Source organism: Streptomyces sp. NPDC040610 (assembly GCF_055594065.1).
Window position 1 is genome coordinate 76,987 of record NZ_JBVIXA010000014.1, and the last position, 22,097, is coordinate 99,083.

19 protein-coding genes are annotated in these 22,097 nt (G+C 73.5%); 16 read left to right on the forward strand and 3 right to left on the reverse strand.

Annotation, left to right across the window (positions count from 1 at the left end; all coding sequences use genetic code 11):
- Nucleotides 1–118 precede the first annotated feature (118 nt).
- Genes ACZ6AA_RS34140 through cobI form a run of 4 tightly spaced genes read left to right on the forward strand, consistent with a single transcriptional unit; the run spans nt 119 to nt 5,008 of the window.
- Entirely contained in the window at nt 119–2,134 is a 2,016-nt protein-coding gene (locus tag ACZ6AA_RS34140; RefSeq protein ID WP_471462349.1) for a putative cobaltochelatase, read from the forward strand.
- Nucleotides 2,134–2,742, forward strand: a complete 609-nt coding sequence (cobO, locus tag ACZ6AA_RS34145) for a cob(I)yrinic acid a,c-diamide adenosyltransferase (protein WP_468460541.1) — start codon at nt 2,134–2,136, stop codon at nt 2,740–2,742. The genes ACZ6AA_RS34140 and cobO overlap by 1 nt, the downstream gene beginning before the upstream one ends.
- Complete coding sequence (locus ACZ6AA_RS34150) at nt 2,736–4,268, forward strand: cobyrinate a,c-diamide synthase (protein WP_471462351.1); 1,533 nt, start codon at nt 2,736–2,738, stop codon at nt 4,266–4,268. Before cobO ends, ACZ6AA_RS34150 begins: the two co-directional genes overlap by 7 nt.
- Entirely contained in the window at nt 4,265–5,008 is a 744-nt protein-coding gene (cobI, locus tag ACZ6AA_RS34155; protein ID WP_471462352.1) for a precorrin-2 C(20)-methyltransferase, read from the forward strand. The genes ACZ6AA_RS34150 and cobI overlap by 4 nt, the downstream gene beginning before the upstream one ends.
- A 41-nt stretch (nt 5,009–5,049) precedes the next feature.
- Here cobI and ACZ6AA_RS34160 read toward each other — a convergent pair whose 3' ends face one another.
- Nucleotides 5,050–5,781, reverse strand: a complete 732-nt coding sequence (locus ACZ6AA_RS34160) for a ZIP family metal transporter (protein ID WP_468460547.1) — start codon at nt 5,779–5,781, stop codon at nt 5,050–5,052.
- Between the two features lie 152 nt (nt 5,782–5,933).
- Here ACZ6AA_RS34160 and cobM point away from each other — a divergent pair, with 152 nt between their 5' ends.
- The 6 genes from cobM to cobC are packed head-to-tail and all read left to right on the forward strand — an operon-like array spanning nt 5,934 to nt 12,596.
- Entirely contained in the window at nt 5,934–6,755 is an 822-nt protein-coding gene (gene cobM, locus ACZ6AA_RS34165; protein ID WP_468460549.1) for a precorrin-4 C(11)-methyltransferase, read from the forward strand.
- Nucleotides 6,752–8,107, forward strand: coding sequence for a precorrin-6y C5,15-methyltransferase (decarboxylating) subunit CbiE (gene cbiE / locus ACZ6AA_RS34170; RefSeq protein WP_471462354.1), 1,356 nt, complete (start codon nt 6,752–6,754; stop codon nt 8,105–8,107). Before cobM ends, cbiE begins: the two co-directional genes overlap by 4 nt.
- Nucleotides 8,104–9,948 carry a precorrin-3B C(17)-methyltransferase gene (cobJ, locus tag ACZ6AA_RS34175; RefSeq protein ID WP_468460553.1) on the forward strand — a complete coding sequence of 615 codons (1,845 nt, stop codon included), beginning with the start codon at nt 8,104–8,106 and terminating at the stop codon, nt 9,946–9,948. The genes cbiE and cobJ overlap by 4 nt, the downstream gene beginning before the upstream one ends.
- Before the next feature lie 14 nt (nt 9,949–9,962).
- Nucleotides 9,963–10,577 (forward strand): precorrin-8X methylmutase, encoded by a 615-nt coding sequence (locus ACZ6AA_RS34180; protein ID WP_468460555.1) that lies wholly within the window; start codon nt 9,963–9,965, stop codon nt 10,575–10,577.
- Nucleotides 10,574–11,515 (forward strand): sirohydrochlorin chelatase, encoded by a 942-nt coding sequence (locus tag ACZ6AA_RS34185; protein ID WP_468483885.1) that lies wholly within the window; start codon nt 10,574–10,576, stop codon nt 11,513–11,515. Before ACZ6AA_RS34180 ends, ACZ6AA_RS34185 begins: the two co-directional genes overlap by 4 nt.
- Nucleotides 11,499–12,596 carry an Rv2231c family pyridoxal phosphate-dependent protein CobC gene (cobC, locus tag ACZ6AA_RS34190; RefSeq protein ID WP_471462355.1) on the forward strand — a complete coding sequence of 366 codons (1,098 nt, stop codon included), beginning with the start codon at nt 11,499–11,501 and terminating at the stop codon, nt 12,594–12,596. The genes ACZ6AA_RS34185 and cobC overlap by 17 nt, the downstream gene beginning before the upstream one ends.
- Nucleotides 12,597–12,858: 262 nt before the next feature.
- Here cobC and ACZ6AA_RS34195 read toward each other — a convergent pair whose 3' ends face one another.
- Nucleotides 12,859–13,797, reverse strand: coding sequence for an SCO1860 family LAETG-anchored protein (locus ACZ6AA_RS34195; protein ID WP_471462357.1), 939 nt, complete (start codon nt 13,795–13,797; stop codon nt 12,859–12,861).
- Nucleotides 13,798–14,145: 348 nt separating this feature from the next.
- Here ACZ6AA_RS34195 and ACZ6AA_RS34200 point away from each other — a divergent pair, with 348 nt between their 5' ends.
- On the forward strand, nt 14,146–15,600 hold the full coding sequence (locus ACZ6AA_RS34200) for an arylsulfatase (RefSeq protein ID WP_468460563.1): 1,455 nt from the start codon (nt 14,146–14,148) through the stop codon (nt 15,598–15,600).
- Between the two features lie 186 nt (nt 15,601–15,786).
- Here the strand turns inward: ACZ6AA_RS34200 and ACZ6AA_RS34205 are convergent, their stop codons facing one another.
- A complete protein-coding gene (locus tag ACZ6AA_RS34205) occupies nt 15,787–16,881 on the reverse strand; it encodes an amidohydrolase family protein (RefSeq protein WP_468460565.1) in 1,095 nt (364 codons plus the stop codon).
- A gap of 144 nt (nt 16,882–17,025) precedes the next feature.
- Here ACZ6AA_RS34205 and ACZ6AA_RS34210 point away from each other — a divergent pair, with 144 nt between their 5' ends.
- The 5 genes from ACZ6AA_RS34210 (at nt 17,026) to thpD (ending at nt 21,957) form a co-directional block, all read left to right on the forward strand.
- Nucleotides 17,026–18,126 carry a pyridoxal-phosphate-dependent aminotransferase family protein gene (locus tag ACZ6AA_RS34210; protein WP_468460567.1) on the forward strand — a complete coding sequence of 367 codons (1,101 nt, stop codon included), beginning with the start codon at nt 17,026–17,028 and terminating at the stop codon, nt 18,124–18,126.
- A gap of 441 nt (nt 18,127–18,567) precedes the next feature.
- The gene (gene ectA, locus ACZ6AA_RS34215; protein WP_468460569.1) at nt 18,568–19,125 is read left to right on the forward strand and encodes a diaminobutyrate acetyltransferase; all 558 of its coding nucleotides are present in this window, start codon (nt 18,568–18,570) and stop codon (nt 19,123–19,125) included.
- 108 nt (nt 19,126–19,233) lie between these two features.
- Nucleotides 19,234–20,505, forward strand: a complete 1,272-nt coding sequence (gene ectB, locus ACZ6AA_RS34220) for a diaminobutyrate--2-oxoglutarate transaminase (protein ID WP_468460571.1) — start codon at nt 19,234–19,236, stop codon at nt 20,503–20,505.
- Nucleotides 20,506–20,588: 83 nt separating this feature from the next.
- Entirely contained in the window at nt 20,589–20,993 is a 405-nt protein-coding gene (locus tag ACZ6AA_RS34225; RefSeq protein WP_030358882.1) for an ectoine synthase, read from the forward strand.
- 64 nt (nt 20,994–21,057) lie between these two features.
- Nucleotides 21,058–21,957, forward strand: a complete 900-nt coding sequence (gene thpD, locus ACZ6AA_RS34230) for an ectoine hydroxylase (protein ID WP_468460573.1) — start codon at nt 21,058–21,060, stop codon at nt 21,955–21,957.
- The last annotated feature ends 140 nt before the right edge of the window (nt 21,958–22,097 follow it).

Sequence of the window (22,097 nt, forward strand, 5' to 3'; positions counted from 1 at the left end):
CTTCCCGAAACCGGGGGCTCCGCCCCCGGACCCCCGTATCGCCGCTCCGCGGCTCGTCCTCAAACGCCGGACGGGCTGAAATCTTGCCGGACGCGTGGAAAATGCTGGAGGTCGTCGCGTGAGCACCCCCTACCCCTTCACCGCCCTCGTCGGACAGGACGACCTGCGGCTCGCCCTGCTGCTCAACGCCGTGTCCCCCGCCGTCGGCGGCGTGCTCGTGCGGGGCGAGAAAGGCACCGCGAAGTCCACTGCCGTGCGGGCGCTTTCAGCGCTGCTGCCGGAGGTGGACGTGGTCGCCGGGTGCCGGTTCTCGTGTGCTCCTGGGGCGCCCGACCCGGCCTGCCCCGACGGGCCGCACGAGCCCGGCACCGGGACCGCACGGCCCGCGCGCATGGTGGAGTTGCCCGTCGGCGCCTCCGAGGACCGGCTCGTCGGCGCGCTCGACATCGAGCGGGCGCTCGCCGAGGGCGTGAAGGCCTTCGAGCCGGGGCTGCTCGCCGACGCGCACCGCGGGATCCTGTACGTCGACGAAGTGAACCTGCTCCACGACCACCTCGTCGACCTGCTGCTCGACGCCGCCGCCATGGGGGCCTCGTATGTGGAGCGGGAGGGCGTGTCCGTACGGCATGCCGCCCGGTTCCTGCTGGTGGGGACCATGAACCCCGAAGAGGGTGAGCTGCGGCCGCAGTTGCTCGACCGGTTCGGGCTGACCGTCGAGGTCTCCGCGTCCCGCGAGCCCGACCAGCGCGTGGAGGTCGTGCGGCGGCGGCTCGCCTACGACGACGACCCGGACGGGTTCGCGGCGCGCTGGGGCGAGGACGAGGCGGCCGTACGAGGCCGTATCGTCGCCGCTCGTGCGCTGCTGCCGCGGGTGCGGCTCGGGGACGGGGCGCTGCGGCAGATCGCGGCGACCTGCGCGGCCTTCGAGGTGGACGGCATGCGCGCCGACATCGTGATGGCGCGGACCGCGACGGCGCTTGCCGCCTGGGCGGGGCGTGAGGACGTGCTCGCCGAGGACGTGCGGCAGGCCGCGCTGCTCGCGCTGCCGCACCGGCGGCGGCGCAATCCGTTCGACGCGCCGGGCCTCGACGAGGACAAGCTGGACGAGACGCTGGAGGAGTTCGGGGAGAGCGACGGGGACGACGAGCCCGACCCCGATGGTGGCGGGCCCGACGGTGGCGGCGGGCAGCCGCCGCAGGACTCCGGGCCCGAGCAGCCCGGGGACGGCTCCGCCGCGACGCCCGAGGCCGCCGACGACGGGCAGCCGCAGGGCGGCGGCGCGGGCGAGCAGCAGGCCGTGCGGGCCGGTGAGCCGTTCCGGACGAAGGTGTTGAGCGTGCCGGGGCTCGGTGAGGGTGCGGCCGGGCGGCGGTCTCGGGCGCGGACCGAGCACGGGCGTACGACGGGTGCGCGGCGGCCCCGGGGGGCGCTCACGAAGCTGCATCTGGCGGCGACCGTGCAGGCCGCCGCGCCGCATCAGCGGGCGCGGGGGCGGTCGGGGCGCGGGCTCGTGGTGCGCAGGGACGATCTGCGGCAGGCCACGCGTGAGGGGCGCGAGGGGAACCTCGTGCTGTTCGTCGTGGACGCGTCGGGGTCGATGGCGGCGCGGCAGCGGATGGCGGCCGTGAAGGGCGCGGTGCTCTCGCTGCTGCTCGACGCGTATCAGCGGCGGGACAAGGTGGGGCTCGTGACGTTCCGGGGGACGGGGGCGGAGGTGGCGTTGCCGCCCACCTCGTCCGTGGACGCGGCGGCCGTGCGTCTGGAGTCGCTGCCGACGGGCGGGCGTACGCCGATCGCGGCCGGGCTGCTGCGCGCCCACGAGGTGCTGCGGGTGGAGCGGCTGCGGGATCCCGCGCGGCGGCCGCTGGTGATCGTGGTGACCGACGGCCGGGCCACCGGAGGTGTGGAGCCGGTCGCGCAGGCCGGGCGTGCCGCGCGGCTCTTCGCCGCCGAGGGGCAGGCCTCGGTGGTCGTGGACTGCGAGTCGGGGCCGGTGCGGCTCGGGCTCGCGGGGCTGTTGGCCGGGGAGCTCGGCGGGACCGCGGTGACGCTGGAGGAGCTGCGGGCCGACTCGATCGCCGGGCTCGTGAAGGACGTTCGGGAGTCGTACGGCTCCGCGAGGAGGGTTGCCTGATGCCGCAGGGACAGCCGAGTGTCGTGCCCGACGACGGCCTGACGACGCGTCAGCGGCGCAACCGGCCGCTGGTCGTCGTGCACACCGGGATCGGCAAGGGCAAGTCGACCGCCGCCTTCGGGCTCGCGCTGCGCGCCTGGAATCAGGGGTGGCCCATCGGCGTGTTCCAGTTCGTGAAGTCGGCGAAGTGGAAGGTCGGCGAGGAGAACGCGCTGCGGGTGCTCGGCGCCAGCGAGCAGGGCGGGTCCGTCGACTGGCACAAGATGGGCGAGGGCTGGTCGTGGATCCAGCGCGCCCCCGCCGAGGGCGAGCAGAGCAACGAGGAGAAGGCCCGGGAGGGCTGGGAGCAGGTCAAGCGGGACCTCGCCGCCGAGACGTACCAGCTGTATGTGCTCGACGAGTTCGCCTACCTCCTGCACTGGGGGTGGATCGACGTCGAGGAGGTCGTGTCCGTGCTGCGCGAGCGGCCCGGGACCCAGCACGTGGTGATCACCGGGCGCTACGCCCCGGAGCAACTCGTGGAGTACGCCGACCTCGTCACCGACATGTCCAAGGTCAAGCATCCGATGGACGCGGGTCAGAAGGGGCAGCGGGGCATCGAGTGGTAGCGCGCATCGTGGTCGCCGCGCCCGCTTCCGGGAGTGGGAAGACGACCGTCGCGACCGGGTTGATGGCCGCCTTCACGGAGGCCGGGCTCGCCGTGTCCCCGCACAAGGTCGGGCCCGACTACATCGATCCCGGGTATCACTCGCTGGCCACCGGGCGGCCGGGGCGGAACCTCGACGCCTATCTGTGCGGGCCCGACCTGATCGGCCCCTTGTTCGCCCATGGGGCCGCCGGGTGCGATCTGGCTGTCGTCGAGGGTGTGATGGGGATGTACGACGGGGCCTCCGGGCAGGGGGAGCTGGCCTCCACCGCGCATGTCGCGAAGCTGCTGCGGGCTCCTGTCGTGCTGGTCGTCGACGCCTCGTCGCAGTCCCGGTCCGTGGCCGCGCTCGTGCACGGGTTCGCCTCGTGGGATCCGGAGGTTCGGGTCGGTGGGGTGATTCTCAACAAGGTGGGGTCGGAGCGGCACGAGGAGTTGTTGCGGGAGGCGTTGGACTCCTCCGGGGTGCCGGTGCTCGGGGCGTTGCGGCGGGTGCCGCAGGTTCGGGCGCCCTCTCGGCATTTGGGGCTTGTGCCTGTTTCCGAGCGGCGGGGGGAGGCTTTGGCCTCTGTTGCCGCGTTGGCCTCGCAGGTGCGGGAGGGGTGTGACCTGGAGGCGGTGTTGGCTCTGGCGCGTGGTGCGGGGCCGCTGTCGGGTGCGGTGTGGGATCCCTGCGGGGCGTTCCCCGATCCCGCCCCTTCCCGAAACCGGGGCTCCGCCCCTGGACCCCGGGGGTGGGTGTCCCGTGGCGGGTGGGACAGTCCTCCCTCGAATCGGCGCTCCGCGCCTCGTCCTCAAACGCCGGACGGGCTGAAAACTTCGCCGGGGCGGGCTGAGAGGTGCACGCCGGACGGACAGGGGGTGTCGGACCGGTCCTGTGGTCGTCATCGGCCTGTCGTCGCCATGGCCGGTGGTGCCGCGTTCTCCTTCTCCTACGCCGAGCACGCCGAGTTGCTCGCCGCCGCGGGGGCCGACGTCGTGACCTTTGATCCGTTGCGTGACGAAGAGCTTCCGCCGGGGACGCGGGGGCTCGTCGTCGGGGGTGGGTTCCCCGAGGTGTACGCGCCGGAGTTGTCCGCCAACGAACCGTTGCGGAAAGCCGTCGCGGAGCTGGCCGCCAGTGGGGCGCCGGTCGCCGCCGAATGTGCGGGGCTGCTGTATCTGGCGCGGGAGTTGGACGGGAAGCCGATGTGCGGGGTGCTGGACGCGACGGCGCGGATGTCGGAGCGGTTGACGTTGGGGTATCGCGAGGCCGTCGCCGTGTCGGACAGTGTGCTCGCGGGCGTGGGCACGCGGATGCGCGGGCACGAGTTTCACCGCACGGTCGTGGAGCCGGGCGCGGGGGCGGCTCCCGCCTGGGGGCTGCACGCTCCTGAACGGCGCGTCGAAGGTTTCGTACAACAGGGTGTGCACGCGAGTTATCTGCACACGCACTGGGCCGCCGAGCCCGGGATCGCCCGTCGGTTTGTGGAGAGGTGCAAGGCATGAGCGGCAGCAGTGGCAGCAGGTTGGTCGGGGTGGGAGTGGGGCCCGGAGATCCCGAGCTGGTGACCGTCAAGGGTGTGAACGCGCTGCGCGGCGCGGATGTCGTCGTCGTGCCCGTCATGGACACGGGTGAGCGTGGGCGCGCCGAGGCCACGGTGCTGCACTACGTTCCGGCGGATCGGGTCGTCCGGGTCGTGTTCGCGTTGAACGAGCGCACCGACCGGGCGCGGCGCGAGGCGGCCTGGGACGCGGCCGGGGAGCGCGTCGCCGAGCTGCTGCGCGAGCGCGGCACGGTGGCGTTCGCGACGATCGGCGACCCCAATGTGTACTCGACGTTCACGTATCTCGCGCAGACCATCGCGGAGCTGGTGCCGGGCGTCGGTGTCGAGACCGTGCCCGGGATCACCGCCATGCAGGACCTGGCGGCGCGCAGTGGAGCCGTGCTCACCGAGGGCACGGAGCCGTTGACGCTGGTGCCGGTGACGGCGGGGGCCGCCGTCCTGAAGGACGCGCTGGCCGGGCCCGGGACGGTGGTGGCGTACAAGTTCGGGCGGCTCGCGCACGAGGTCGCGGCGGCGCTGCGGGAGACGGGGCGGACCGAGGACGCGGTGTGGGGGTCGGCGCTCGGGCTGCCCGAGGAGTCCATCCGGGGCGCCGCCGAGCTGGGCGACGGGCCGCTGCCGTATCTGTCGACGCTCATCGCGCCCGCGCGGCGCGAGGGCGGGCGGGGCGGGAAACTATGACGTCCACCGCAGGGCCACAGGCCCGCGCCGGCGTGCGCGGCTCAGTCGGCGATGCCCACCACCAGCCAGATGAACGCCGCCCCCGCCACGGTGCACAGCAGCGTCGAGCGCGCCGGGTGGTCGTGGTGGGCCTCGGGCAGGATCTCGGCGGCGGCGAGGTAGAGCAGGGCGCCGCCGAAGAAGCCGAGATAGCCGCCGAGCAGTTGCTCCGGAATGGTGAAGGCGAGCGTGGTCGCCGCGCCCACGACCGGCGCCACCGCGTCGGCGAACAGCATCGCGACGGCCTTGCGGCGCGCGTTCCCGTACAGCCGGGTGATCGTGTACGTGTTGAAGCCGTCCGCGAAGTCGTGGGCGATGACCGCGACCGCCACCGCGACGCCCATGCCGCCGCCCACCTGGAACGCGGCGCCGATCGCGACGCCGTCCATCACGCTGTGGCCGACCATCGCCGCGGCCGCCGTCAGGCCGACCTCAGGGACCCGGCCGCCCGGGTGCTCGTCCGCCCCGTGCGCCGACCTGCGCAGCGCGAGCAGCCGCTCCACCACGTGCGCGAACAGGAAGCCCGCGACGGCGAGGAGCAGCGCCGCCGGTACGCCGAAGACCGGGCCGCCGGCCGCCTCCAGCGCCTCCGGCAGCAGGTCGAGGCCGACCACGCCGAGCATCAGGCCGCCCGCGAGGCCGAGCACCAGATGGCGCCGGTCGGTGACCCGCCCGGCGGTCCAGCCGCCGACGAGTGTCATCACGAACGCGCCGAGCGCCACGAACACCGCCATGCGCTCTTGCTAGCCGATTGAGCCCGCCCCCGCATCGCGCGGCGGCCCCCTGGCCCCACGGGCCACTCCCCCGGCCCCGTCCCCGGGCCGCACAACCCTTCTTCAGTACCCGCTCTGTCCCCCGTTCTGTTCTGTACGAGAGGAACTCCCTCATGGCCGACGCCGCCCCCACCGGCAAGGTGACCTTCGTCGGGGCCGGTCCCGGCGCCGCCGACCTGCTGACCTTCCGGGCCGCCCGGGCCATCGCGGACGCCGACGTGGTGATCTGGGCCGCCAGCCTCGTGCAGGCCGACGTCCTGGAGCACGCCCGCGACGGCGCCGAGATCCTGGACTCGGCGGTGATGTCCCTGGAGGACGTCGTGGCCGTGTACGAGCGGGCCGCGCGGGACGGCCTGAAGGTCGCGCGGATCCACTCCGGGGACCCGGCGCTGTGGGGCGGCACGCAGGAGCAGTTCGACCGGTGCGTCGCACTCGGCGTCGAGACGGAGATCGTGCCGGGCGTGTCGTCGTTCTCGGCGGTCGCCGCCATCGCCGGGCGCGAGCTGACCATTCCCGAGGTCGCCCAGTCCGTGATCCTCACCCGGCTCGGCGGCGGCAAGACGCCGATGCCGCCCGGCGAGGAGGTACGGGAGTTCGCGCGGCACGGCACGACGATGGCGCTGTTCCTGTCGGCTGCGCGCAGCGGCCAGCTCGTGCGGGAGCTCCTTGAGGGCGGCTATCCGACGACCACGCCCGTCGTCGTCGCGTACCAGGCCACCTGGCCGGAGGAGCTGGTGCTCAGCTGCACCATCGAGACGCTGGAGGAGACGGTGAAGGAACACCGGCTGTGGAAGCACACCCTGTTCCTCGTCGGCCCCGCCCTCGGCGCCCACGGCACCCGCTCCCACCTCTACCACCCGGGCCACTTCCACGGCTTCCGCAAGGCCGACCCGGAGGCTCGCGCCGCCCTCCGCGCGGAGAGGTCCGAACGGTGATCACGGTCTTCGGTACGGGGACAGGGGCGCCCCTGGACGCGACGGCACGGGCCGCCGTGCGGGACGCCGCCCTCGTGGTGGGCGGGCACCGCCATCTTGCGGCGGCCGAGGTTCCGGTGGATGTGCGCCGGGTGGTGCTCGGTCCGCTGGCCCCGGCGTTGGAGGCGATCGAGCAGGCCCTGACGGCCGAGAGCGAGGCGAAAAAAGCCCGTCCAGCGATCGAGGACGAGGCCGAAGGCCGATCGGCGGCGCCCACGCACGCGGCAAACGTGGTCGTGCTCGCCTCCGGGGACCCCGGCTTCTTCGGCATAGTGCGCGCGCTGGCGGACCGTTTCGGGCCGGACGCCCTGGACGTCCGCCCCAGTGTCTCCTCCGTGGCGACGGCGTTCGCGCGGGTGGGCCTGCCCTGGGACGACGCAGTCGTGGTGAGCGCCCACGGCCGCGCCCTGCGCACGGCGGTGAACGCATGCCGCGCCCACCCGAAGGTGGCGGTGCTCACGGGCCCCGGCAGCGGCCCCGCCGAACTCGGCGCCGAACTGGCCCGCCGCACGGAGGGCCGCACCCTCGTCGTGGCCACCGCCCTGGGCGACCCCGCCAGCGAACGCGTGGAGCGCGTCACGCCCGCCGAGGCCGCCGCCCGCGACTGGGGCACCGCGGTCGGCGTCGTGCTCTGCCTCGACGAGGACCGGGCGGTCACCGCGGCCGCCCGTACCGTCGCGGGGCCGCGCACCGGGCCCGACCGCTGGGCGCTCGACGAGGACGAGTTCGCGCACCGGGACTCGATGATCACCAAGTTCGAGGTGCGGGCCCTCGCGCTCGCCCGGCTCGGGCCGCGCGTGGGCGACCTGGTGTGGGACATCGGCGCGGGCTCCGGCTCCGTCGCCGTGGAGTGCGCGCGGCTCGGCGCCGCCGTGACCGCCGTGGAGAAGACCGCCGACGGCATCGAGCGCGTCCGCGCCAACGCCGCCGCGCACGGCGTCGACGTCCTCGCCGTGCACGGGGCGGCGCCCACCGTCCTGTCCGACCTCGCCGACCCCGACGCCGTGTTCGTCGGTGGTGGCGGGCGCGAACTGCCCGCCATCGTGACCGCTTGCGCGCGGCGGGCGCGGCGGGCCGTGGTGGTGTCGCTGGCCGCGGTCGACCGGGTGCCCGCGGTGCGGGCGGCGCTGCTCGGGGCGGGGTTCGACTGCGACGGGGTGCTGTTGCAGTCGTCGCGGCTCGCGCCGCTGCCGGGTGAGGTCACGCGGCTCGCCGCGACCAATCCGGTGTTTCTGCTGTGGGGTACGCGGTCGGCTGTGCCGGGTGCGGAGCCCTCTGGTTCAACTTCCTTTACCGAAGGGGTAGTTCAGTGATCGGCCTGATCTCCGGCACGAAGTCTGGCGGGGGCGCCTGTCAGCGGTTGGCCTCGGCCTGGCCCGCTCGTACGCGGGTGTACGAGGGGCCCGTACGGGAGGCGTTCGAGCGGGCCTTTCGCGAGTGCGAGCAGGTGGTGTGCTTCCTCGCCACCGGGGCCGTGGTGCGGTTGGCCGCGCCGCTGCTGGCAGGGAAGGCGGTCGACCCGGGGGTCGTGTGTGTCGATGAGGGCGGGCGGTTCGCCGTCGCCCTGCTGGGCGGGCACGCGGGGGGCGCGAACGCGCTGGCTCGGGAGGTCGGGGAGGTGCTCGGGGCCGAGCCGGTGATCACCACCGCTACGGATGCGGTGGCCGTGCCGGGGCTGGACATGCTCGGGTTCCCCGTGGAGGGGGACGTCGCCGGGGTGACCCGGGCCATGTTGGACGGGGAACCCGTCGCCCTGGAGGCGGAGTTGGCGTGGCCCCTTCCTGCCCTTCCGTCGAACGTATCGGCGCCGTCGGACCGGGCTGTGCCCACCGGTCCCGCCCTGCGGGACGACTGCCCACAGCGGGAGACGGACGGTGGCCGCCCCCCGGGGCTGGGCGACCAGCCGCAGCAGGGGACGGCAGACAGCGGAAGCATCGCCCTGCGGGGCGAAGGGGCGCGGCGGGAGCATCCGGTGGTGCGCGTGTCCGACCGGACGCTTGAGCCCGCGCTTCGCGAAGTCGTGTTGCGGCCGCCCTCGCTCGTCGTGGGGGTCGGGGCCAGTAAGGGGGCGCCCGTCGACGAGGTGCTCGGACTGGTCCGGGATTCGCTGCGTGCGGCCGGGCTCTCGGCTCTCTGCGTACGGGAGTTGGCCACCGTCGACGCCAAGCGGGACGAGGCGGGGATCGTGGAGGCGGCCGCGCGGCTCGGGGTGCCGTTGGTGACGTACAGCGCCGAGGAACTCGCGGGGGTGGACGTGCCGAACCCGTCCGGGGCGCCGCTCGCCGCCGTCGGGACGCCGTCCGTCGCCGAGGCCGCGGCGCTGCGCGGCGGGGGTGAACTCGTCGTACCGAAGCGGAAGTCGGAGCGGGCGGACGGCAGGCCCGCCATGGCCACGTGTGCCGTGGTGCGGCGGCCCGCGCGGGGGCGGCTCGCCGTCGTGGGGCTCGGGCCCGGTGCCCGGGACCTGCTCACGCCCCGCGCCCGCGACGAACTGCGGCGCGCCGCCGTGCTCGTGGGCCTCGACCAGTACGTCGACCAGATCCGCGATCTGCTGCGGCCGGGGACCCGGGTCGTCGAGTCGGGGCTCGGCGCCGAGGAGGAGCGGGCCCGTACCGCCGTCGCCGAGGCCCGCGAGGGCCGGGCGGTGGCGCTGATCGGGTCGGGGGACGCGGGCGTGTACGCGATGGCGTCGCCCGCGCTCGCCGAGGCCGGGGACGACATCGACGTCGTCGGCGTACCGGGAGTGACCGCCGCGCTCGCCGCCGGAGCGCTGCTCGGCGCGCCGCTCGGCCACGACCACGTGTCGATCAGCCTGTCCGACCTGCACACGCCGTGGGAGGTCATCGAGCGCCGGGTGCGCGCGGCGGCCGAGGCGGACCTGGTCGTGACGTTCTACAACCCGCGCAGCCGCGGCCGGGACTGGCAGCTGCCCAAGTCCCTGGCGCTGCTCGCCGAGCACCGGGCGCCGACGACGCCCGTCGGTGTCGTACGCAACGCCTCGCGCCCCGACGAGAGCGTGCGCCTGACCACCCTCGCGGCGCTCGACCCGGACAGCGTCGACATGATGACCGTCGTGACCGTCGGCAACACCGCGACCCGCGCCATCGCGGGCCGCATGGTGACGCCGCGCGGCTACCGCTGGCAGGGGGTGTGACAGCCATGGAGAACATGGAGAACACAGAACGCGTGGTGCACCCCATCGAGCAGGAGTCGTTCCGGCGGCTGCGGTCCCGGCTCGACACCTCGCACTTCGCGCCGCTGACGCGCGCCGTCGTGGAGCGCGTCATCCACTCCGCGGCGGACCTGGAGTACGCGCGGGACCTCGTCACGGACGAGGAGTCGCTGGTACGCGGCCACGCCGCCCTGCACGCGGGCGCGCCCGTCGTCGTGGACGTGGAGATGGTCGCGGCCGGGATCACGCGGCGCGAGACGGTGTGCCGGTTGAAGGACGCCAAGTCGGCGACCGGCCTGACGCGTTCGGCGCACGCGGTGCGGCTCGCGTACGAGCAGGTCGGTCCCGGTGCGCTCTGGGTGATCGGGTGCGCGCCCACCGCCCTGGAGGAACTGCTGCTGCTCGACGCCAGGCCCGCCCTCGTGATCGGCCTGCCGGTCGGCTTCGTCGGCGCTGTCGAGTCCAAGGAGGCGTTGCGTGCCAGCGGGCTTCCCGCCGTCAGCAACGTGTCCGAGAAGGGGGGTTCGGCGGTCGCGTCGGCCGCTCTGAACGCCCTGCTGTACCACCCCCCGGCGCCGGGCGCCGGGATCCGACCCGAGGAGAACAAGTGACCACCCCGCCCGCACTGCTCATCGCCGGACACGGCACCCGCGACGACGCCGGGGCGGCCGCGTTCCGCGACTTCGTCGCGGAGCTGGCGCGCCGCAACCCCGAACTGCCCGTCGCGGGCGGCTTCATCGAGCTGTCGCCGCCGCCGCTCGGCGAAGCCGTGACCGAACTCGTCGAACGGGGCGTGAAACGGTTCGCGGCGGTGCCGCTGATGCTGGTGTCCGCCGGGCACGCCAAGGGCGACATCCCCGCCGCGCTGACCCGCGAGAAGGAGCGCCACCCCGGCATCTCGTACTCCTACGGCCGACCGCTCGGCCCGCACCCCTCGATCCTGAAGGTCCTGGAGCGGCGGCTCGACGAGGCGCTCGGCGACACCGTGCGCACGCCCGAGGACCGGGCCGACGTCACCGTGCTCCTGGTGGGGCGCGGCTCGACGGACCCCGACGCCAACTCCGAGGTGTTCAAGGCGGCGCGGCTGCTGTGGGAGGGGCGCGGGTACGCGGGCGTGGAGACCGCGTTCGTGTCGCTCGCGGCGCCCGACGTGCCGTCGGGGCTCGACCGGTGCGTGGCGCTCGGCGCGCGGCGGATCGTGGTCCTGCCGTACTTCCTGTTCACCGGCATCCTGCCGGACCGGGTGCGGCAGCAGACCGACGGCTGGGCGTCCGCGCACCCCGACGTGGAGGTGCGGTCCGCCGATGTGATCGGCCCCGAGGAGGAGCTGGTCGAGCTGGTCATGGAGCGCTACCGGGAGGCCGTGGGCGGGGATCTGCGGATGAACTGCGACACCTGTGTGTACCGGGTGGCGCTGCCGGGCTTCGAGGACAAGGTGGGCCTGCCGCAGCAGCCGCACTTCCACCCCGACGACGACGGCCACCATCACCACGGCCATGGTCACGGGCACGGCCACGGCCACCACGGAAGCCATGCGCACTCCCACTGAGGCCGGGGTCGCCGACGGCCCGGCGGCGGCCGTCGCCGGGCCCGACGTCGACCTGCGGCACCACGGGGACGTGGAGGTGCGGGACGAGGACGATCTGGTCGACCTCGCCGTCAACGTCCGTGCCGGGACGCCGCCCGCGTGGCTGAAGAGTCATGTGGCCGCGTCCCTCGACGGCCTGGCCGCCTACCCCGACGGGCGGGCGGCGCGGGCCGCGGTGGCGGCGCGGCACGGGGTTCCGCCGGAGCGGGTGCTGCTCACGGCGGGGGCCGCCGAGGCGTTCGTGCTGCTCGCGCGGGCGCTGCGGGTGCGGCGGCCCGTCGTCGTGCATCCCCAGTTCACGGAGCCCGAGGCGGCGCTGCGGGACGCCGGGCACGCGGTGGGGCGGGTGCTGCTGCGGGCCGATGACGGGTTCCGGCTCGATCCGGGGCTGGTGCCCGAGGACGCCGACCTCGTCGTGGTCGGCAATCCCACGAACCCCACCTCCGTGCTGCATCGCGCCGCGGACGTCGTCCGGCTCGCCCGGCCCGGGCGGGTCCTCGTCGTGGACGAGGCGTTCATGGACGCCGTGCCCGGCGAGCGGGAGTCCCTCGCGGGGCGCGTCGACGTGCCGGGGCTCGTCGTGCTGCGGAGCCTCACGAAGACATGGGGGCTCGCGGGCCTCCGCGTCGGCTACGTCCTCGCCGACCCGGCGGTCGTCGCCGAGCTGTCCCGCGCCCAGCCGCTGTGGCCCGTCTCGTCGCCCGCGCTCGCCGCGGCGGAGGCGTGTGTGTCGCCGCGCGCGCTCGCGGAGGCCGGGCATGTGGCCCACCGGGTGGCCGCCGAGCGGCGGTATCTCGTGGACGGGCTCGGCGAGTTGCCGGGGGTGTCGGTGGCCGGTCCCGCGGAGGGGCCGTTCGTCTTGGTGCGGGTTGCCGACGGTCTCGTGGTGCGGGAACGGTTGCGGGAGCGGGGGTTCGCCGTGCGGCGTGGCGACACGTTTCCCGGGCTCGGGGTGGAGTGGCTGCGGGTCGCGGTGCGGGACCGGGCTACGACGGACGCGTTTCTGGGGGCTTTGCGGGGGGTGCTGGCCGTCGGGGCCTGAGGGGGTGGGGCCCTGCGGGGCATTCCCCCAGTCCCACCCCTTCCCGAACCCGGGGGCTGCCGCCCCCGGACCCCCGCTGTCGGCGCTTCGCGCCTCGTCCTCAAACGCCGGACGGGCTGAAACCGTGCCGCACCGGCGACATATATAGCCCCTCCGGCGTTTGAGGAGCGGGGTCTGGGGCGGAGCCCCCCACGCGGCGGAGCCGCAAATCGACACAGCCGGGAAGGGGCGGGATTGGGGAGCCCCCGGCAGGGCCCCGACCTCAGCGGCGGCGCCGTGCCAGGGCGAGGGCGCCGCCCCCGGCGAGGACCAGGGCGACCGCTCCCCCGGCCACGTACGGGGTGGAGGAACTGCCGCCGGTCTCGGCGAGGTTGTCGTCGGGGGCCTCCTTCTTGGCGGCCACCGGCTGGGCGGGCCTGCCCTGGGGCGCGGGGTCCGCCTTCTGGGGCTCGGGCAGGGGCTTGGGTCCGGGCCCGGGGGTCGTGCAGGTGGCGCCGGCCAGGGTGACGGTGCCGTCGACAGCGGCGACGCCGAGCTTCAGGGGGTCCACGGACACCTTGAGGCGCAGGGCGACCGCGGCGGCCGTACGGGACGTGGTGCGGGTCGACGACAGGTCGAGCCGGACGTCGCCGACGCCGGGGACGGACACCTGGGTGGTGCCCGCGGCCTTCACGGCGACACGCTTGCCGAGCACGGTCACCCCGCCGAGCAGCTTGGAGTCGGCGACGGGCCGCTTGCCGGAGACGCACAGGGCCTTGGACGTCACCTGGTCGACCTCGACGAGGGGCAGCAGCGGCAGACCGGGCAGGTGCACCTTCGCGCGGGCGATGTTGCTGTAGCCCTCGGCCGTGCCGCCCTTCACGGTGGCCCGCGCGGTCGCGGCGTCGGCGCGCAGCACGCTGAAGGGGCGGCCCCCGTCCACACCGTCCAACTTCGCGGTGAGCGCGGTCTTCTGGGCGCTCGCGGGCGCGGACACCTCGTTGAGGACGGCGTTCAGCGGGAGGTTCACGGTCTTGTTGAGCAGGGAGACGTTGAGGCCGGTGCGCAGGACGACGGCGTCGGCGCGGCCGCCGCGGTGGTCGTCGGTGGCGTGCGCGGTGCCCGCGGTGGAGAGCGCCGCGGAGCCCACGGCGACGACGGTGGCGGCGGTGAGCGCGCCGATGCGGCGCCCGGGCAGTCTGCGGAAGGCGTTGCTGGTCAAGGTGGTGGAACCCTCACATGAGTCACGGAAGTACCGACCGCGCACGCCATACGGGGACATCGCGTGCGCGCGGCACCGGGGAAGCCGGGATGCGCCTGGCGGCGCCCTCCCGACTCCCGGAATCTTTACGCACTGAGAGTGAACAGTCAGCAACGCGACGTGAGTTCACCCCAAGGAGAGGTTTTCGCTGATGTATTCGAATCCGTCGGCACGGGCGTTCCCTCTGGCCTCGCGCACCCCGCACGTGCCGGTGACAAGCGTGATCGTCACGTTGACAGCCGGTGCCGCGGCAAAGTTACGTACAACGAGCCGGACCCCGTCGCGTCACCCTCCGTCAACAGGAGCCGCATGCCTCGCAACGTCGTCCTGATCACCGCCGACCAGTGGCGCGGCGACTGCCTGTCCGCCGCCGGGCACCCCGTCGTCCGCACGCCGTACCTGGACCAACTGGCGGGCCGCGGCGCCCGGTTCGAGAAGGCGTACTCCGCCGTGCCGTCGTGCATCCCGGCCCGCGCCGCCCTGCACACCGGCCTGGCGCAGACCTCGCACCGCCGCACCGGGTACCGGGACGGCGTGCCGTGGGAGTACCCGGTCACGCTGGCCTCCGAGTTCGGGCGGCACGGGTATCAGACGCGGGCCATCGGGAAGCTGCACGCGTTCCCCGAGCGCAATCGCATCGGGTTCGACGAAGTGACCCTCCACGACGGGTACTTGCATGCCGCCCGGGACCGGCGCGTCGACCCGCGCTTCCACGACGACTACCTCTCCTGGCTCGCACGGCAGCCCGGCGAGGGGGCCGGGGCCGACTACGCCGACACCGGGCTCGACTGCAACAGCGTCGTGGCCCGGCCCTGGCCCCGGGCCGAGCGGCTGCACCCCACCAACTGGGTGGTGACCGAGGCCATCGACTTCCTGTACCGCCGCGATGTCACCTCGCCCTTCCTCCTCCACCTCTCCTTCCACCGGCCCCATCCGCCGTACGACCCGCCCGCCTGGGCCTTCGAGCAGTTCCTGCGCGCACCCTTGGAGGAACCCGTCGTCGGCGACTGGGCCGACGCGCTCGGCCACTGGCGCGACGACAGCCGCGCGGACGCCAACTGCGCGACGTACGACGCCGATACGGTCCATCGCGCCCGCGCCGGCTACTACGGCCACATGGCCCATATCGACCAGCAGATCCATCGCTTCCTCACCGCCCTCGCCGAGTTCGGGCTCGCGGATGACACGTGGGTGTGCTTCACCTCCGACCACGGCGAGATGCTCGGTGAGCACCGGCTGTGGCGGAAGGCCTATCCGTACGAGGGGTCCGCCCGGGTGCCCCTCCTCCTCGCCGGGCCGCCCGGCGCGCTGCCCCGCGGCGGGGTCGTCGCCGACTCCCTCGCCGAACTGCGGGACGTCATGCCGACGTTGCTCGACTGCGCCGGGCTGCCCGTGCCGGCCGGCCTCGACGGCTACAGCCTGCTTCCCGCGGCCCGGGGTGAGCCGCTCCCCTCGCCCCGGCCCTGGCTCCACGGCGAACACGCCCTCCTCGGCGAGTCCATGCAGTGGCTCACCGACGGGCGGGAGAAGTACGTGTGGTTCTCCGGTGCGGGGCGGGAGCAGCTCTTCGACCTCTCCCAGGACCCGCGGGAGACACGCGACCTGGCGGCCGCCGCGCCGCACTCCCTCACCGTATGGCGCGAACGCCTCACGACGGAGCTCACCGGGCGCCCCGAAGGCTACGTCACCGACGGCGCACTGGTCCCGGGCCGCGCGCCGTCGGAGGTCCTGCCGGAGGCTCCCCAGCCCCGCCCCTTCCCGTAACTGGGGCTCCGCCCCAGACCCCGCTCCTCAAACGCCGGAGGGGCTATATATGTCGCCGGTGCGGCACGGTTTCAGCCCGTCCGGCGTTTGAGGACGAGGCGCGAAGCGCCGACAGCGGGGGTCCAGGGGGCGGCAGCCCCCGGTTTCGGGAAGGGGCGGGACTGGGGAGCCCCGCAGGGCGTGGGGTCAGCCCACCGGCCGTCCGTTCAGGAGCACCGCCGAAGGCGCCGCCAGGACCCGGACGTCGGCCCGGGGGTCCTCCGCGTAGACGACGAGGTCCGCGGGAGCCCCCTCGACGAGCCCGGGGCGCCCCAGCCAGGACCGCGCACGCCAGACGGCGGCGGAGAGCGCGTCGACGGGAGGAATGCCGGCCTTGGTGAGCTCGGCGACCTCCCCGGCGATGAGGCCGTGGGCGAGGGCACCGCCCGCGTCGGTGCCGGCGTAGACGGGGACACCGGCGTCGTAGGCGGCGCGGACGGTGTCGTAGCGACGGGCGTGGAGCCGCCGCATATGGGCGGACCAGCGGGGGAACTTCGCCTCGCCGCCGTCGGCGAGCCGCGGGAAGGTGGCGATGTTGACGAGGGTGGGCACGATGGCGACGCCGCGGGAGGCGAAGAGGGGGATGGTGTCCTCGGTGAGGCCCGTGGCGTGCTCGACGCAGTCGATGCCGGCCTCGACGAGGTCACGCAGGGAGTCCTCGGCGAAGCAGTGGGCGGTGACGCGGGCCCCGAGCCGGTGGGCCTCGGCGATGGCGGCCTCGACGGCACCGCGCGGCCAGCAGGCGGTGAGGTCCCCGGCGTCGCGGTCGATCCAGTCGCCGACGAGCTTGACCCAGCCGTCGCCGCGCCGCGCCTCGCGGGCGACGTAGGCGACGAGGTCGTCGGGCTCGATCTCGTGGGCGTAGTTGCGGATGTAGCGGCGGGTGCGGGCGATGTGCCGACCGGCCCGGATGATTTTGGGCAGGTCCTCGCGGTCGTCGATCCAGCGGGTGTCGGAGGGCGAGCCCGCGTCGCGCAGGAGCAGGGTGCCCGCGTCGCGGTCGGTGAGGGCCTGCTTCTCGGCGACGTCCGGCGCGACGGGCCCGTGCGCGTCGAGGCCGACGTGGCAGTGCGCGTCGACGAGCCCGGGCAGCGCCCAGCCCCGAACGGTCGTCACGTCCCCGGCGGCTGAGGCGGGCCGCCGGTAGGTCACCCGCCCGCCGACCACCCACAGCTCGTCGCGTACGTCCTCGGGCCCTACGAGCACCCGCCCCTTCACGTGCAGCACCGCGCGTTCGCTCATGTGCGTCAGCTTAGACAGCAGCGTGGGAGGCGACAGGGCTGACCGGGGCGGTGGGTACGCTCGACGGCGAGAGGCCCGGGGCCGAGCCCCGCGGCCGCCTCACCGACCCGCCGTACCGACCCCGTTACCGAAGCGAGCAGCAGCGTGACCCACCCCTTCCTTGACCTGGCGCCGCTGGGCGCCGCGCACTTCGCCGCCATCGAGGACCGGGTGGCCCGGCTCCTGGACACCGAGCAGGACGTCGTGATCATGCAGGGCGAGGCGCTGCTGCCCCTGGAGGGCTGCATCCGGGGCGCCGCCCGGCCGGGCACGAAGGCCCTGAACGTGATCACCGGCCCGTACGGGCAGACCTTCGGGAACTGGCTGCGGGACTGCGGCGCGAGCGTCGTCGACCTCGCGGTGCCGTTCCACACCGCCGTGACGGCCGCGCAGGTCGAGGCGGCCTTCGCCGAGCACCCGGACATCGACTTCGTGTCCCTGGTGCACGCGGAGGCGGCGACCGGCAACACCAACCCGGTGGCGGAGATCGGGGAGGTCGTACGGGCGCACGGCGCGCTGTTCATGCTGGACGCGGTGGCCTCGGTGGCCGCCGAGCCGCTGCTGCCGGACGCATGGGGCGTGGACCTGTGCGTGATCGGCGCGCAGAAGGCGATGGGCGGCCCCGCGGGCGTGTCGGCGGTGTCGGTGAGCGAGCGCGCCTGGCAGCGCATGGCCGCCAACCCCGAGGCTCCGCGCCGCTCGTACCTCTCCCTCCTCGACTGGAAGGAGCGGTGGATCGACGGCGGCCGCAAGGCGCTCCTGCACGCCCCGGCGCAGCTGGAGATGCTGGCCCTGGAGGCGTGTGTGGAGCGCATCGAGGCGGAGGGCCTTGCGGCGCTGATGCGGCGGCACGCGACGGCGGCGACGGCGACGCGCGCGGGCGCCCTCGCGCTCGGCGGCGGCCTGGAGCCGTATGTGTACGAGGCCGCGGACGCCGCGCCGGTCGCGACGACGCTGCGGGCCCCGCGAGGCGTCGACGCCTCCGACCTGGTCGCGCGGGCGCTGGCCGCCGACCCGGTGCTTCCGCTGGTGGCGGGCGGCGGGGCGCTGGCCAAGGAGATGATCCGCGTCAACCACTACGGCCCGGACGCGACGCGCGGCGTGGTGCACGCCTCGCTGGCGGCGCTCGGCGCGGCGATGGGCGAGGTCGGGCTCGCGGTGGACCTGGAGGCCGCCCGGCGTGCCGTCACCGACACCTGGGCGTAAGCCTGGGTGAGCGCCGATCGGCGCTCCGCGCCTCGTCCTCAGTCGCCGGACGGGCTCTTCCCTCCGGGACGGCCCGTCCGGCACCGTCGGGAAACGCGATTCACGCACCGCGATAAAGCGCCCCAGGGCAATTATCCCGTGCGCTTTCATGAATTCTTTATGAGTGCAGCTTCCCGTATTCTTCTGCCCGCTTTCCGAGGGCCTAAACACTAAGATTTCGCCAGCGCCAAACGCCGTAATTCGGGCACGTCTCGCGGGGATTACGCTGCTGTGACGCACTCCACAGCCAGTCCGTTTTGTCGGAAGTAAATCCGGCAATAACGCCACAAAACCCCGGCCGTTCATGCGGGCGCCCGCGCCTGCGTGATAACACATGAATGCGCCGCGCGTAACCCCTTCCCCCGATGCAATCCCAGAAATTGCTCGGTAAATTCAATCCGCATGACCGCTGCACAAGCCGATCTACCGACCGACCTGCAAGCGAAATTCCTTGAAATGCCCGAGGGCCTGCGGCTCGACAGCCCGGACGTCGCCGACGGCGCCGCGATCTGGCGGATCGCCCGCGACTCGAAGGTCCTCGACCTGAACTCCTCGTACAGCTACCTGCTGTGGTGCCGCGACTTCGCGGCGACATCTGTCGTGGCCAGGGACGCGGACGGCGAACCCGTCGGGTTCATCACCGGCTACGTCCGCCCCGACAAGCCGCGCACCCTGGTGGTCTGGCAGGTGGCCGTCGACCACGCGCAGCGTGGCCGCGGCCTCGCCGGTGCGCTGCTCGACGGGCTCGCCGCGAAGGTCGCCGCCCATCCCGGGTTCGACGCCCTGGAGACGACCATCTCGCCGGGCAACACCGCCTCCGAGCGCCTGTTCACCTCGTTCGCCGCGCGCCACGGCGCGCGCGTCGAGCGGACCGTGCTGTTCGACGCGGCCCTGTTTCCCGGCGACGACGGCGGGCACGAGCCCGAGGTCCTGTACGACATCGCCCCACTGTTCCGCTGACCGGCCGGCAGCCGCGCCGCCGGAGGCCTGACGCACCGTCACATGCCCCCGGCACGATCCCAGTCCACTCAGAACCCCTCGATCAATCCATCTCCCAGGAGATCCGCTGTGACCATCACCCAGCCCGACCTGAGCGTCTTCGAGACCCTGGAGTCGGAGGTGCGCAGCTACTGCCGCGGTTGGCCCACTGTCTTCGACCGCGCGCAGGGCAGCCGCATGTTCGACGAGGACGGTCATGAGTACCTCGACTTCTTCGCGGGGGCCGGCTCGCTCAACTACGGCCACAACAACCCGGTCCTCAAACGCGCCCTCATCGACTACCTGGAGCGTGACGGCGTCACGCACGGCCTCGACATGTCGACGACGGCCAAGCGCGCGTTCCTGGAGTCGTTCCAGAACCTGATCCTGCGCCCGCGCGACCTGCCGTACAAGGTCATGTTCCCGGGCCCGACGGGCACCAACGCGGTGGAGTCCGCGCTGAAGCTGGCCCGCAAGGTCAAGGGCCGCGAGTCGATCGTGTCCTTCACCAACGCCTTCCACGGCATGTCGCTCGGCTCGCTCGCGGTGACCGGCAACGCCTTCAAGCGGGCGGGCGCGGGCATCCCGCTGGTGCACGGCACGCCGATGCCGTTCGACAACTACCTGGACGGGCGCACCCCCGACTTCATCTGGTTCGAGCGCCTCCTGGAGGACTCCGGCTCCGGCCTGAACCAGCCCGCCGCCGTGATCGTGGAGACGGTCCAGGGCGAGGGCGGCATCAATGTCGCGCGCGCCGAGTGGCTGCGGCAGCTCGCCGACGTCTGCAAGCGCTGGGACATGCTGCTGATCGTCGACGACATCCAGATGGGCTGCGGCCGCACCGGCGCGTTCTTCTCCTTCGAGGAGGCGGGCATCGTGCCGGACATCGTGACGGTGTCCAAGTCCATCAGCGGCTACGGCCTGCCCATGTCGCTCTGCCTGTTCAAGCCGGAGCTGGACGTGTGGGAGCCGGGCGAGCACAACGGCACCTTCCGCGGCAACAACCCGGCGTTCGTGACGGCCGCCGCCGCCCTGGAGACCTACTGGGCCGACGGCTCGGCGATGGAGAAGCAGACCCAGGCCCGCGGCGAGCAGATCGAGCAGGCGCTGGTCGCGATCGCCGACGAGAACGGCGACGCCATCGCGGAGTACCGCGGCCGCGGCCTGGTCTGGGGCATCGAGTTCCGCGACAAGCCGCGCGCGGGCGCCATCGCCAAGCGCGCCTTCGAACTCGGCCTCCTGATCGAGACCTCCGGCCCCGAGAGCGAGGTCGTCAAGCTGCTCCCGGCCCTGACCATCACGGCCGAGGAACTGGACGAGGGCCTGCGCACGCTCGCCCGCGCGGTCCGCGAGACCGCCTGAGCGGTCGCCCGCGCGGCACCCCGTCCTCGTACACCACTCGCACAGCACCCGTACAGCACGCACAGAAGAGGAACTGACTGACCGTGATCGTCCGCTCGTTCAAGGACATTGAAGGCACCGACCGGCACGTCAAGGCCGCGTCGGGCACCTGGGAGAGCAAGCGCATCGTGCTCGCCAAGGAGCGCGTCGGCTTCTCGTTGCACGAGACCGTGCTCTACGCCGGTACGGAGACGAGCATGTGGTACGCCAACCACATCGAGGCCGTCGTCTGCACCGAGGGCGAGGCCGAGCTGACCAACGACGAGACCGGCGAGAAGTTCACCATCACGCCGGGCACGATGTATCTGCTCGACGGGCACGAGAAGCACACGATGCGCATCAAGAAGGACTTCCGCTGCCTGTGTGTGTTCAACCCGCCGGTGACGGGCCGCGAGGACCACGACGAGAACGGCGTGTACCCGCTGCTCACGGAGCCGGAGACGGTGTGACCCACGGCTGACGGCAAGGACATCCCGCACAGGGCCGTACGAGAGAGGAGAGGCAGGCAACACCATGACCACCGCACCCGGACGCACCGCCGACCTGTACCCGACCCGAGGCGCCGAAGAGGTGCTCATCGAGCGCAAGGACCCCGTGGTGTGGTCCGCGCCGGGTGCCGAGGGCCCCATCACGGGCGAGGACCTGGCGGGGTTCGAACGCGACGGTTTCCTGGCCATCGAGCAGCTCATCACGCCCACGGAAGTGGCGGAGTACCACGACGAGTTGGAGCGGCTGATCAACGACCCGGCGATGCGCGCCAACGAGCGCTCCATCGTCGAGCCGCGCTCCCAGGAGATCCGGTCCATCTTCGAGGTGCACCGGATCAGCGAGGTCTTCGCCCGCCTCGCGGCCGACCCACGCGTGGTCGGCCGGGCCCGCCAGATCCTCGGCTCCGACGTGTACGTCCACCAGTCCCGGATCAACGTCAAGCCGGGCTTCGGGGCGTCGGGCTTCTACTGGCACTCGGACTTCGAGACCTGGCACGCGGAGGACGGCCTGGCGAACATGCGGACCGTCTCGGTGTCGATCGCGCTCACCAAGAACCACGACACCAACGGCGGGCTCATGATCATGCCGGGATCGCACCGGACGTTCCTCGGCTGCGCGGGCGAGACGCCGAAGGACAACTACAAGAAGTCCCTGCAGATGCAGGACGCGGGCACGCCGTCCGACGAGGCGCTGACCAAGCTCGCCGGGGAGTACGGCATCCGTCTGTTCACCGGCGAGGCGGGCTCGGCGACCTGGTTCGACTGCAACGCCATGCACGGCTCCGGCGACAACATCACGCCCTACCCGCGCTCCAACGTCTTCCTCGTCTTCAACAGCGTGGAGAACGCCGCGGTGGAGCCGTTCGCGGCGCCGGTGCGGCGGCCCGAGTACATCGGGGCGCGGGACTTCACGCCGGTGGGGTGACGTTCTGACGCCCTGACGTTCTGCCGCGCCGAGTCGCGTGGCCGACGGCGGGGGGGGGGGGGGGGGGGGGGGGGGGGGGGGGGGGGGGGGGGGGGGGGGGGGGGGGGGGGGGGGGGGGGGGGGGGGGGGGGGGGGGGACG